This is a genomic window from Paenibacillus mobilis, assembly GCF_058267595.1.
Genome location: NZ_JBZCMS010000016.1, coordinates 1 through 13,952, shown reverse-complemented (window position 1 = coordinate 13,952; position 13,952 = coordinate 1). Strand labels below are relative to the sequence as shown.

Genomic DNA, 13,952 nt, shown 5'->3' with positions numbered 1-13,952 from the left:
GAGTTCATGAAAATCGTTGTTAATTCTGTGATTGAAAGATTATCCGAAAATAATGAAATTGAAGATCTCTTGCGAGTTTTGTGGATTGATGCAGAATTGGAAAATGTAGTTGTAATGAGTATTAAAGATCTTAAAGAGAAAAGAATGCCTATTATTATCAAATATATTGTCTTAACAGAAGAAATCGCTGGGGGTAAAAGCAGGATTATTGAATTTGATGAGGATATACAACTATTATCTCCTGATGAAGATTACTTGGAGAAGTATAGAGAAAATCGGAATCGCCGGTGGGAACTTATTAAAGAAATCGCTCAACGTGAACCCGATATTTATATATCCAAAAATAGAGGGAAGCTTCTTAAGGAAGCACACTTGGCAACAGGTAAGCCTATTAAAGTAATAAAGGATAACTTGTTGAAGTATTGGTTTCACGGAAAATCGATAAATGGCCTATTGGACAATTACCTGTCCTGCGGGGCTCCCGGAAAGGGGCGAGTTTATAAGCAAAAGCCAGGACCTAACTCGACAAATAGGTATATTGTAACTGAGGCTGATACTGAGATTTTCAAGTCTGCCATACGTATATTTCACATTCGGCAAGGAATGAATATTTCATCGACGCATGAAAGAATGTGCGAGACATTCTATAAACGTGGATACTACAGGAAATATAGTGTACGAGTACCAATTGTTGACCCCGACAGGTCGCCTAGTTTACGTCAGTTTCGTTACTGGTACACAAACAACACATCAGCATTTGGCCGTGAAGAAAATAAGCGGGGGAAACGGAGAGCCGCAATGAGCACCCGTCCGTTAATTGGAAATGCTTCAGAGAGAGCTAACTGTGTAGGAGCTGTTTATGAAGTAGATGCGACGAGGTCTGATATCATACTAATATCCTTTGACCGTAAGACCATATTAGGCAAGCCAACTTTGTATGTAGTTTTAGATGTCTTTAGTAGGCTTGTTGTTGGATATCATGTCAGTTTGGCATCTGAGTCTTGGTTCGAAGCTATGGTAGCCATAGATCACGCAGCGACTAATAAAGTTACATTCTGTGCTCGGTATGGAATTCAGATCAAAGAGGAAGATTGGCCTTGTCAGGCTCTACCTCAAAGCCTGGTCGGAGACAGAGGAGAACTGAAGGCTCAAATGTCTGAAAGGTTTGTGAATCTGAATGTAGATGTTTTAAATGCACCATCTTATCGAGGAGATTTGAAGCCCTACGTAGAATCGCACTTCCATATTACGAATGAGACAATTAGGCAGTTGCTCTCCGGATCCACAGAAGCTAAACAATTAGTTAGGGGAGATTATGATCCTGCTCGTGAATCTGCATGGACAATTGAAGAATTCAATCGATTCTTGATCGTATTTTTCTTAACTTACAATAAAAGTGCGCTAAGTAAAGATTACGTTCCTACTAAGGATATGTTTGCGGACCAGGTAGAGTTAACCCCCCTAAAAGTTTGGAATTGGGGTAAGGGAAGAAGATTGCTCCATGAAAAAACATCAGATGAACTTCGTCATAATCTATTGCCCCGTGGAATTGGCAAAGTAACCCGCTTTGGTATCGAATTTAAGAATTTATTCTATACATCTCAATTGGGGATTAATGAAGGATGGTTTGAAGGGAACGGTTTGGGAATAGATGGAAACCGCGAAGTGGAAATTAGTTATGACCCTAGGAACTGTAGTAGTATTTTCATCAAGCATGGTAAAAAGCTTGTTTTTTGTTTCCTAACCGGTAGGTCAAAGGAATTTGAGAATTTACACTTTGAAGAGACCAAAAAAATATTTGAATATCGTGACAACCAAATTAAGGAACAAGAAAAAAATGAAAAGCAACACCGGGCAGAGCTTCACGCATACACAAGTGAACTTGATAAATCGGCCACAAAGTCTACGAAAGAAGCAACTCAAGATACTAGCTTTTATTCTAGAAAGCAAAATATGCGTGAAACACGCGCAACGGATAGTAAAACTTGGGGAGCAAAGTCGGCTATAACTCACGTTGAAGGCTCAAAGCCCGTAGATGGAATATCATTGTCAACCGCAGAGGTTATCCTATTTCCTAATAAGGAAGCAGAAGAAGAAAGTCCACTAACCACAAAAGACAATGTTGACATCCACACGCTGTTTTCGAGAAAAAGCAAAGAGAGGAGGAGAAACGATGAGCCAACAAAATAAAGGTGGGTTTTCGGGCTTTAATGGTCCACATGTTACAGCAGAATATAAAGAGCAAATTAACCCTAAAAATAACGGTAATCCCTTTATTGAGGCGTTGCCGGATCGAGTAGGGATCGAGTCTTTTATTGATGTACTTACTTCAAGACCTCCTGACGATCCAAAGTTTAATCAGTTACCTACGGAGGATAGGCTAGAACTTGTGCAGCAGATTAGGCCTGATTTTTGGGTTCCATTTCCGTTTCATTACGATAAGTATAGGAACTTATACTCAATGATAAAGCTGGGATACCAGTCACGTAATCCGCTTCAAGCGATATATAATCGGCAATTTGCAATAGGATTAGATAAAATCTATAAGGCGGGATTGGACGAAGAGGGTAGAAACTTAGCCGGTAATGTTCATACATCACAGAGCTTGGTGGAGATCGCTATTAATGGCTTTGGAAAATCACAAGTGTATGATCGTATGCTAAATCAACTTTTCCCAAAGGTCATTCACCATAGTCAATATCACGGGAGGGCTCTCCCGACAACTCAACTTGTATGGTTAAAAGTCGAATGTCCGTATAACAAGTCTGTGGGCACTTTTATTAAAAGCTTTTACTTAGAGGTCGACAGAGCTCTTGGTACAGCTTTTTATGATAAGTGGGGTGAGAAGCCAGGCAACATCGACAAACACGTTATGCGAATGATTCAAGTAGCTGCGCAAGTGAATCTGGGTGTGTTAATCATCGACGAGATCCAAAAAATCCAGAAGGCATACTCCGGCGGGGAAGAGAACATGATCAACTTTATTACTCAACTCGTCAATACATTAGGGATTCCAACAGTACTAATAGGGTCCTATAAAGCGTTGTATCTATTCAAAGATTCGTTGGCAAATACTCGTAGAGGTATTCCGAATGGGTTTGCAGAGAATATATCTGGTCATCTGTTAGAGGACAGTTGGGAATGGGAACATTTTCTCGAAAACCTATGGGATCAGCAATATACTCGAAGTTATACAGAACTTACGCCAACCCTCAGAGAGGCTATGTACTTTTACTCCATGGGTATTCCCGACTTTGCAGTAAAATTGTTTATACACGTACAATCAAAGACGATAGTCAACGGTGGATCTGAAAAAATTACAGCGAGCCGAATCCGTGAAGTAGCAGAAACAAGTTTAGGGCTAGTACAGCCTATTTTTAACAAGATCCGTTCTGGAGATTACTCAGCCTACAAAGATTTAGACGAGGTAAAGCCAGATTGGGCACCTCTAAACGGCTATATTAAGGAAGTGTCTCACCGAATAAGTGTTCATGGTAGTGTTGCAGAAGATCATGCACGGATCCTACAGAAAAAGAAGAAGGACGAAATTCTTAAGCAATTAATTGCTTTTGCAATGCAATTCGGCCGATCAGCAACAGTGACCGAAGACATCGTGAGCCAGGTTTTCGATGCAGGCGATGGTATGGGAGACATCTCACTAATGTATGCTCAAATCGCCAAGTTGCTTTTAGAAAAAGAAGAGCTTCAAACGAAAGATAAAAGTGTGAGTCTCAATCGGCTCCCCCAAAAAACAAAATCAAACCAAACGACTCCCACACATTCCGCAGATGATATCCGGTATGTTGTGGATGAGGGTCATAAAAAGGGATTGACTACGGAAGAAGCGCTTGAGCAAAAGGGATATATCCGGGATGAAGATGAACTGTTTAACTTTATCTCCTAAACGAGGTGGAAAACTTGAATCGTCTTATTTTTTTTCCTGAGCCCCTACCAGACGAAGACTTTAAAAGCCTAATTTTTCGCTATCATATTCGTTCTGGTAATAGTGAAATATTTCAAAGTAAAAATGATTTATTCGACGTTCGTTCCTACAAACACACCTTTTTCCCAAAACGCTTACAAATCTTACTCGATAGACTGCCTCTCGGACATACTGTTACCCTTGATCAACTCATATATGATCATACTTGGTATGGTTTATATCGGGCATTCTTTACATTAGATAGGCATATTACAATGCTTAATGTGATTAAAAATGGGTCAAACAATCAAAAAAATGCAGAAGGCCAGCCAATAGTCTCCTCCGATGCAGTTATCTCAACTGAGATCAAATATTGTCCTCATTGTGTACTTAACGACTACGAACAATTTGGTGAGATCTATTTGCATCGAGGACATCAGGTATCATTCCTGGAGTTCTGTCCTATCCACAGCGTATGTTTGGTTTCTAGATGCGCTATATGTGAAAGTCAGTACGGATCGATTGAGTCAGGTCAGTTGTTGCGTGAACCATTTTGTAAAAATGGTCATGTTTTATCTGTGAAGATGGTTAACAGAAATGAGATGGAAAATCAACTTCAGATTGCAATGATGGATGATTTGCTTTATGTTCGTGATCATCATAAGGAACTTACAGTTCAAGAAATCAAAATAAAGTTTCATGAACAATTGTTTGATAGAGGCTATATAACATTAACCGGCGTCATTCAGAAAAAACAGTTGTTATCTGATTTTGAAAAATGGTTCACTGAGCAAAAATACACAATTTTCAATTTTAATTTCCTTAGTAGTACATATTTTAAGAACTCACTATTAAGACCGGACTCGATGGTTCAATTCATGGGGTTTTATTTGTTGCTTGCTAGGTTTTTGTGTGGTTCACTAAAAAGGTTATTGTCAAGTCAGAAGCCATATGCATTGCCTATCCCTTTTGGTAATGGTCCTTGGTCATGCCATTATCCTATGTGCTCAAATAAAGACATCCCCCAAATAATAAAATGTACACGAAGCGTAATTAACGGACGAACCGGTGTGTTTTCAATTCGTTATTTCTGTCCAAGTTGTGGGCGACAAAATATCATTAGAGGAGACCACACCGGTGTAACATCAGTTAGATCGAAGAGTAGCACTGATATGAAGGGGACATCCATTCCTAGTGAAATTGCCCTGGCATATGAACAAATCGCGATTGCTGGGGATATAAGTACTTCTATTCTAAATCGGCGTACAAAAATCAAAGAACTCATAGGTAGTCATTCACTCCGTAATCGCAAAGAAATTAGAAATGCAGCTGAATCGCTATACCGTTGGTTACAACGTAATGATAAAGAGTGGTTAGAACAAATATTGCCTGATAAGATTCCAAAAAGTCAAGTAAAGCTTGATTTCGATACACTGGATAAACAATTGGCGTTCAAGATTCGAACAGCGGTATCTAGGATAGATCCCCAATATAAGCTGCCCATTAGAAGAACAACAATAATTAATCTCTTAGAACCGTCTGATAGGAATCAAGTTCGTCATTATCACCGTCAACTCCCATTATCTATGAAGGAGATAAATCAGCATATTGAAAGTAGTAAGGATTTTTTGATTCGTAGCATACCCAGACATTATTCGAAAATCACAAGCGAGGGAGCTGTTGCAATAACAGTTAAAGATTTTAAACGAAAGTCATCAGTATCCTATTATTTAAATGGTGATACTGAAGTGGACGATCATATACGTGCTTTTTTGCAAAAGAAAGGAGCATTAAGGGAGACATAAGCGGAATATGCTTATGCATTGTTGGGGAAAATATTAAAGAGGTGAGCTCTTTGATATATTTCCCTGCAGTTTATCCAGGCGAATTATTATATAGTGCATTTGCTAGATACCACCGAAACTCCGGAAACGAAAGCAGTAGGCAAACCATGAAAGAACTTTTTGACAATCCATCCACATGCTCCTCAATTTGGTTTCCTTCACAGTTAGATCATCTTACTAGTCAAATACCAGGCCACGTATATTCTTCAGACGAACTAATTCAAAAACATACACTGATCCCTTACTTTACCCCATTTATCCCTCCCGAAAGAGATAAAAGAATAAAAGAAACTGTAAAGGTTAATACTTGCTCGTCCGTAAATATGTTACTAGGTCGAGCCGCTTTATCGGTCAAGCCTAAGCAAAGATTGATGTATTGTACCGGGTGTGTCAGTGAAGATAGAGCCAAGTATGGGGAGGCATATTGGCATCGTTGCCACCAACTGGAAGGTGTGTGTCTTTGCCCTAATCATGTTGAACCGCTTTTACAATCAAATATTTCTCATCAGGTACAAAAGAGCCGGTATCAGTATATTACGCTTGAGAAAGCACTCGTTGATGTCGGAGTATCAATTTCTACTGACATATCTCCCGGTGGATACTCTCAATTTATTGCAGCTCAATCCCTATTGTTATTAGAAAAACAATTTCCCTCAGTGGGTTTACAAAGCATTAATCTATATTATGTGTCAAGGTTACGAAGTGAAGGATATGTATGTAGGGCAAGTAACAGAATTAGATGGGATAAATTAATCCCTGCCTTTAATTCATACTTTGGGAGTGAGTTTTTGGCATATTTTAGTGGAACGATAAATGAACATGATAGTTGGCTACATAAGTTGCTACGTAAGCCCAGAGTATCGTGCCATCCACTCCGGCATCTTCTATTACTCTGTTTCTTAGGAGAAAACGTTGAGAGAATGTTGAGGAGCTTATCAGAAGTGCCATTGATCGATTATGAACCATTTGGAAAGGGACCTTGGCCTTGTCTTAACAAAACAGCTGAGCATTACAAGCAGCCTGTAATTATGTCAGTTAGGATTACTCGCGGCTCCAAAACAGGTAATCCCGTTGGTACATTTATTTGCAGTTGTGGTTTCGTCTATTCGAGGACAGGACCGGATAAGACGGATAGTGACCGGTTCAAGATCGGAAGAATTAAAGAATTTGGTGTCGTGTGGAAAAATAGACTTAATGAGCTCTCTTGTCAGCAACTAGCTTTGAGAAAAAAAGCAGAGATACTGGGGTGTGACCCTCAAACGGTTCTGAATCAACTGAAGCGAATGAGTTAGGATCTATTTCTGCAGTAAACTGGCATACGACGTAATTTTGTTTGGAGAAGGGAAATTACGAGGTCTTTTTTTAATTGAAGTATTTTTGGTATAAGTGAATTAAGGACTCTGGTTTGTATTTTTGGCTTCGCCCTTCTTGTGATGGGGCGAAGCCTTTAATAGTTAGTGGCCACCTTGTTTTGGTATAGAGGACGATTTATTGCAGAGCATATCATTTGTGAATTTCTATGTGCCAGTGCAATCATGGACTTCAAAACGATAGGCAGTCTAAGGTCGGGTATCTTCCAATACAAACTAAAAGTAGGCCATTAGATAATTACAGATTTCTACAAATATTGAAGGAAGAAATAGGTCTTAAGTCGAAACAAAGAAATACATAGTTTTTTTTGGCTACTAACAAAGGGAGGGAATATTTTGACGGAGAAAAGAACTCTCATGCTGCTCAGGGCAAAAGAAGGCTTACAAGCGATATTTAAGTACTGTAAGGAAAGAGTACTAGCTTCACTAAAAAGGACGAATGAAGTTAGTGAGGGGAAAAGTAAATATAAGTTTCAAAAATTGACTGCATATGATGAAGTTGAGTTGAATTTATATGAGGATGCAATTAACTATTTATTTGATAATCCAGATGTTGTTAATGTAGCTATATCTGGAGCGTATGGAGCTGGTAAAAGTAGCGTTATAGCATCATATAAGAAACGACACAGAGACTTACGTTTTGTGCATATATCACTGGCTCACTTTAAAACATCCGATCAAGAGAATGAAATAGAGGTCAGGGAATCTGTTTTAGAAGGAAAAATACTAAACCAACTTATTCACCAGATACCCTCAAATAAAATTCCTCAAACCAATTTTAAAGTTAAGAGAACAGTTGAGACTAAAAGTTTTGTAATTAGTACTTTGTTAATAATGATATTGTTTATTTCGTTAATGCACATTTTATTGTTTGAAAAATGGAACAAGTATGTCTCATTGCTATCTGCTTCTTGGCTGAAGGATTTACTGAATTTTTCTACAAATAGTTATTCTTCCTTAGTAAGTGGTCTATTATTCGCTATCTTGTCCTCTATATTTCTTTACAATTTGATAAAAGTACAAATAAATAGGAATATCTTTAAAAAAGTCAGTATTCAGGGCAATGAAATTGAGATATTTGAGAAGAGCGAGGAATCCTATTTTGATAAATATCTTAATGAAGTTTTGTATCTATTTGAAAATATTGAAGCAGATGTTATTGTGTTCGAGGATATGGATCGCTTTAATGTAAATAGGATTTTTGAGCGACTCCGCGAGATAAACACGTTAGCAAATATTCAAATCAAAAAAAAGAATACCCCCCCTCCGATTCTTTTATCTTTTGAGAGATGATATATTTGTTTCAAAAGATCGCACGAAATTTTTTGATTACATAATTCCAATTGTTCCTGTTGTCGATAGTTCAAATTCATACGATCAATTTATATCGCATTTTATGATAGGCGGTATTTTTGATTTGTTTGATGAGAATTTCTTACAGGGCCTTTCATTATATATTGATGATATGAGAATTCTCAAGAACATATATAATGAATTTGTTATTTACTTTAACAGACTTAATACAACTGATCTTGATAGTAATAAAATGCTTGCTATGATAACCTATAAAAATTTGTTCCCTAGGGATTTTAGTGATTTGCAACTTAATCAAGGCATGGTATTTGCTATATTTGCTAAGAAAGATGATTTTATAAAGACTGAAATTGAAAGACTTAATGAGCTAGCTAACCAAAAGAGAAGCGAAATTTCGAATACTAATAATGAACATCTAACGTCCATTGAAGAATTAACAGAGGTGTACAATGCAAAAAAGTCTCAACTACATCGTTATAATTATCGTGAACAAGAATCATTAAGGAAGCAGTATGATGAAGAACAAGCAGTTCGTGAACAAGCTGTAAAAATTAAGCTGAGTAATTGTCTTCCTGAGTTGGAAGAAGAATTGTCACATATAGAGCAAGAAATAGTTTTAACCCAAAACAAACAACTTAAGGATATTATTACACGGGAAAGTATAGATAATATATTTAAAATTACAACGACTAATGAAATAGGAATTGAGACAAAATTCCATGAAATTAAAGGTAGTGAATACTTTGACCTGTTGAAATACCTTATTAGAAATGGTTATATTGATGAAACTCATCCTGATTATATGACCTATTTTTATGAAAATAGTCTCAGTAGAGTAGATAAAATATTTTTACGTAGTATCACAGATAAAAAGGCAAAAGAATATACGTACCAATTAAAAAATGTGAAATTAGTAGCTTCTAGAATTCGAGAAGTGGATTTCGACCAAGAGGAAATACTTAACTTTGATTTACTAGAATATCTTTTGCAAATCCCGGATAAGGTTAATTATCTAAAAAGGTTATTACAACAGCTTAAGGAGACAAAAAACTTTAATTTTCTGGGAGCATACTTTAATACCGAAAGGGAGATTGGGGCTTATGTTAAGTGTTTAAATCATCAATGGCCTGAGATGTTTCAACTTGCTTTGGAAAAGAAGAGTTTAACCGAGAAACAGCTTCGCTTATTTTCCATCTATACCCTTAATTTTTCTGATGTTGAAGATATACATGCTGTTAATTCAGAGGATTACCTCACTAACTATATTTCTTCTAGCACTGATTATTTAGATATTGATGAACCAAATGTTAATAAGCTAATTCATGGGTTTATTGAGTTAAATGTTTCTTTTGTTGGTATTGATATGGCAAATGCAGAGATTTTGGAGGAAGTTTACAATAAATCATTGTACAAAATCAACTTTGAAAACTTAGCACTCATGCTTAAAAATTTTTACCCGATTGAGGATGAGAAAAATCTCTATGATCGAAATTATACTTTAGTTCTCTCTCAACCTGAATCTCCATTATCGGAATATATCCACGAACACATAGGTGACTATATTGATGTCGTTTTGTCAAACAACAATGGTGGGATTGGTGATGATGAAAATGTAGCACTATTATTACTGAACAATGAAATAATTTCTAAAGATCAGAAAATCAAATATTTAGAATTATTAACAACACATATAACTTCAATTAATGATGTCAAGGATAATAATCTGTGGAACTCGTTGCTAAATAAGAGTTTGGCTAGATATACAGAAGAAAACATAATTCAATACTTTGAATTTATCGGAACGTTTGATCCTATATTAATATCATTTTTAAATAGTAATGAGGCCCAGTTAGATTTTACTGAGATAAAAAAAGACTATGGAGATGAAAGGGCAGAAAAGTTTTTTGATGCGGCTATAGTTTGTAATCAACTGTCAAATATCAAATATATAGAGATATTGACTTCACTTGATTTCGCTTATGGAACATTCAAAATCGACGGCATATCCAATGAAAAATTCCGTATTATTGCTGATAAAGGGATTGTTCCTATGGAGTTGGAGACATTACAATTTATCCGTGAACACTATTCTGACCAAGCTTTATATTTTATCAAAACAAACATATTTGAATATGCTAGCATAATGAGTAAAGAAGCGCTTGTGCTAGATGAGCTTCTTGAGATACTCTCATGGGAGATTCAAGAAGACATTAAAGTCGAGCTACTTGCATTTACAAATGAACGAATATCCATTTTAGATAAAGGATACTCTGATATTGTTAATGCATATATCTTAGTGAATAACCTAGATCCTAATGATTTTCCTCGTTTATTTATAACTTATGATCAATGGAATCATGAAATTCAGCAGATAATTTATGGCTTGGCAAAAGAAAAAGTTTCAATAATTGTTAGTGAATCAATAAGAGTCTGTAGACCTTTATTAAAAGAACTTTTTAAGTCTGATGATTTGGACATTAGCCAAAAAGTTAATTTATTTGTTTCTTCTTTACACAATATGGTTGAAGATGAATGTAAAGAATACCTTGATTTACTGGACTTGGAAGAGTATAAAAAGATCTTTGAGCCTCGCACTCGACCTAAGTACGAAATTAATGAAGCAAATGAAAAGCTATTAACTGCATTCAAAGAAAATGACTGGATCTTTGATTTTCTCGAAGATCATGATAGAAAAGGACATTACAAAATCATACGAAGTAAACCGACATTAAAGTCATTATTGCCCGGTTAACTAACAAGATCGAAAGCAAGATGATAAATGCACGGGCCGAAACGCTCACGGAGAAGCCCACTTTTAACAGGTTGCTGTCTTCCCGTCGATGCATTATTCCTGCGGACGGATTTTATGAGTGGCAGCAGCGTGCAGGATCTAAGCAGCCGTACAGGATCATTATGCGCGATGGCGGGATTTTTTCGTTCGCCGGACTTTACGATTTATGGACTAATCCGGATGGAAATAAACTGGCCACATGTACCATCGTTACGACGCAACCCAATAGCCTTATGAAAGACATCCATAACCGCATGCCGGTGATCCTTCGCCAGAAAGATGAGGCGAAATGGCTTGATAGGGAAAATTCGGACGTTCCAATGCTAATTCGCTTACTCCGGCCATACGATGCCGATAAAATGAGAGCTTACCCCGTTACGGTCGAAGTTGGAAACATGCGGAATGATTCACCTGAACTTTTGGAAGAAGTAAAATAAAGCTCCGCTAGTTCATTAGCGAGGTTTATATTTAGTTCTGGTTTTCATCTTTAAACGCCGATTTGAATTTTTTGATGTCTGGCGCTTTATAGATTCGTCAAATTACAATCAAGTTATTTTTAGTAACATTGAACCGGATATACAGCTTGATTATTTTAAATATGAATACAAAGTGTAAATGCAAGTAAAGAAATGGGGGATTTGAATGGACTTATTTGAATTACGAAATTCAATAAACTCCTTCCAAAGAATGTGTTTGGATGAGATATGGTCTACATATAAGACCAATTCATTGGGAAATGAAGGTATGTTTCCTCGGATTTTGCATTTAACTCATGGTAAAGAAAAGGTGCTGTCAGCGCTGAATTCGATGGGAGGTTCCATCGTATATTTGAGCTCTCAGCGATATAGGTTGACCCCGTTGGGAATTCTCTTAACAACCGAAGGTACAGGAGCAGAAGAGATATTAATTACGTTCCTTAAGTATCTTAAAAAGATCTCCCAAGAAAATCCGGCTTTTATTGGGGTCAGCAGTTCTGAGCTAGCTGACGCAAATGTTTTGAAAGAAACAGAGATTCTTTTATTGGGTAGACTACTAGTACTTGGTGCGTTTAGTTCAGGCTCGATGAGTTTTAACTTAAATGGTTGGTATATAACGGCGCCTGATTATGTTGAAGATCTACCTGATTTAGAGGGAATACCAACCTATACAATCAAGGAATTGGTGAAAAAATACGATCATAATGTACCCGTTGATGAATTTTCTAGGTACTCCTATATAAGCAGAGGAACAGTTGTAGAAAGTTCTGAGTTTTGGTTTATCGATCAATCAGAACTTAAAGAGCAATTGGAAAATGACAAGAAGGAGCTAGAACAAACAGCCAAAGTGGGGGCCTGGAAAAGCTGTGTAATTCTTTCTGGTGGTCTTGTGGAAGGAATGTTATTGAATATATTATCAAGAGTGCCTCGTGAAGCATTCGATGAATACCAGAGACAAAAAGGAAAGACTTACCAGGATTTTAATAGGTGGGGGTTAAACGAGTTAATGGAGGCGAGTTTTGACCTTGGGCTAATAACCAAATCCACTTTTCATCTTGGTCATGCTCTTCGTGAGTTCCGTAATTTGGTTCACCCAGGAAAACAGATTCGTGAAGGTACAAAAGCAACCCGCTCTGAGGCAGAAGTGGCTATTCAGTTAGTTGAGATCTGTAAGAATGAGTTAGCCGAGCGAATACAACAATTGTCAAATGGCAGTGATACGTTCCAAAAGGAAAGATAATACAGTACTAAAGTAGAGCGTCAGCTGTATAACAAGTATTGAACAAATTAATATGAATTTTTAGGTCGTCCTGTATTTTTCACTACAGGACGACCTATTTTTTGGAGTGTAAATCTTGTATACATTCAATGACAAAGTGCTAACCAAGAAACAAAGCTAAAAATGGAATGAGATGTGGCGGAACATAAGTGGAATAGTCTTAGAAAATCCTGGGCTTTTGCGCAGGCTTTTTCTGCTTTCGCCGAGCCAAATGGTCTTTTTGCAACGAAAGGACCTATCAAGAAGGGGGAGTAAGACATGGTGATGGCATAATCTCTGATCAGATTGTAATAATATATAATTCAATTCATTTTTGGAGTCACTTTTGGAGATTTTATAGTATCGAGCTATACTTCAGCGATTCATATTTTAACTGTTAATATGTGTCCGGAACTATAGATAGAAGGATTTGTACAAGTCCTGATGTTCCACTACTCAAATCATGGAACAGATACAGTGCACGATTTGTTCTCGTTAAAGTTTCCACGAAAACCTTTCAAGATGAAATTATGAATCAGTCAGGAGGTGACCACACGATGTTTAAAAAAACCCGAAAAAAAATCAAAGAGCATGCACCGGCATTTTTGTTGAAGATTGCTCAAAACACTCTCATCAATATACTCTCAAAGATAATAGCCATTATAGTCCTTACACGTTTAGGAATTCACATGATTTAATTCATCTGTGCGGTTTGCACGCTGCCGGCATGCCCATCAACGGTGTTCAAAGGGAATGGCGTGTTGGAAAATCACGTCGCCGATGCCCAATTGGATTTCAACCAGGGTCAACGCAAACCGAAGACATCTGCAAAAATAAAAAGACCACTTCAATTGTAAACTGGTACCCATAGACTGGACACTTTGAAAAAAAGGTGTCTGGGCTATGGGTACTTTTTGTATACTGGAAGAGGCAATGGAGGGGATGACATGAGTAAGAAACATTTTAACCAAGCAGAG

At 37.1% G+C, this 13,952-nt stretch carries 8 protein-coding genes and 1 pseudogene; 8 read left to right on the top strand and 1 reads right to left on the bottom strand.

All coding sequences use genetic code 11. The annotated features are described in order from the left end of the window. Positions 1-6: 6 nt before the first annotated feature. From AC3ZPD_RS20965 to AC3ZPD_RS20930, 8 genes and pseudogenes are all read left to right on the top strand, one after another. The gene (locus tag AC3ZPD_RS20965) at positions 7-2,190 is read left to right on the top strand and encodes a TnsB C-terminal domain-containing protein (protein ID WP_490986223.1); all 2,184 of its coding nucleotides are present in this window, start codon (positions 7-9) and stop codon (positions 2,188-2,190) included. Next, positions 2,174-3,904, top strand: a complete 1,731-nt coding sequence (locus AC3ZPD_RS20960) for an ATP-binding protein (protein ID WP_490986222.1) — start codon at positions 2,174-2,176, stop codon at positions 3,902-3,904. Before AC3ZPD_RS20965 ends, AC3ZPD_RS20960 begins: the two co-directional genes overlap by 17 nt. A gap of 14 nt (positions 3,905-3,918) precedes the next feature. Beyond that, positions 3,919-5,727, top strand: coding sequence for a TnsD family Tn7-like transposition protein (locus tag AC3ZPD_RS20955; RefSeq protein WP_490986221.1), 1,809 nt, complete (start codon positions 3,919-3,921; stop codon positions 5,725-5,727). Positions 5,728-5,768: 41 nt separating this feature from the next. Continuing rightward, positions 5,769-7,058 carry a TnsD family Tn7-like transposition protein gene (locus AC3ZPD_RS20950; protein WP_490986220.1) on the top strand — a complete coding sequence of 430 codons (1,290 nt, stop codon included), beginning with the start codon at positions 5,769-5,771 and terminating at the stop codon, positions 7,056-7,058. A gap of 468 nt (positions 7,059-7,526) precedes the next feature. After that, positions 7,527-11,202, top strand: a pseudogene (locus AC3ZPD_RS20945) (YobI family P-loop NTPase). Continuing rightward, complete coding sequence (locus tag AC3ZPD_RS20940) at positions 11,178-11,678, top strand: SOS response-associated peptidase (RefSeq protein WP_490986264.1); 501 nt, start codon at positions 11,178-11,180, stop codon at positions 11,676-11,678. Before AC3ZPD_RS20945 ends, AC3ZPD_RS20940 begins: the two are co-directional and overlap by 25 nt. Positions 11,679-11,883: 205 nt before the next feature. Further along, positions 11,884-12,957 (top strand): hypothetical protein, encoded by a 1,074-nt coding sequence (locus tag AC3ZPD_RS20935; protein WP_490986219.1) that lies wholly within the window; start codon positions 11,884-11,886, stop codon positions 12,955-12,957. 575 nt (positions 12,958-13,532) lie between these two features. After that, a complete protein-coding gene (locus AC3ZPD_RS20930; protein WP_490986218.1) occupies positions 13,533-13,673 on the top strand; it encodes a hypothetical protein in 141 nt (46 codons plus the stop codon). A gap of 36 nt (positions 13,674-13,709) precedes the next feature. Here the strand turns inward: AC3ZPD_RS20930 and AC3ZPD_RS20925 are convergent. After that, positions 13,710-13,952: hypothetical protein (locus tag AC3ZPD_RS20925; RefSeq protein WP_490986217.1), on the bottom strand; the 243-nt coding region annotated here is incomplete at its 5' end.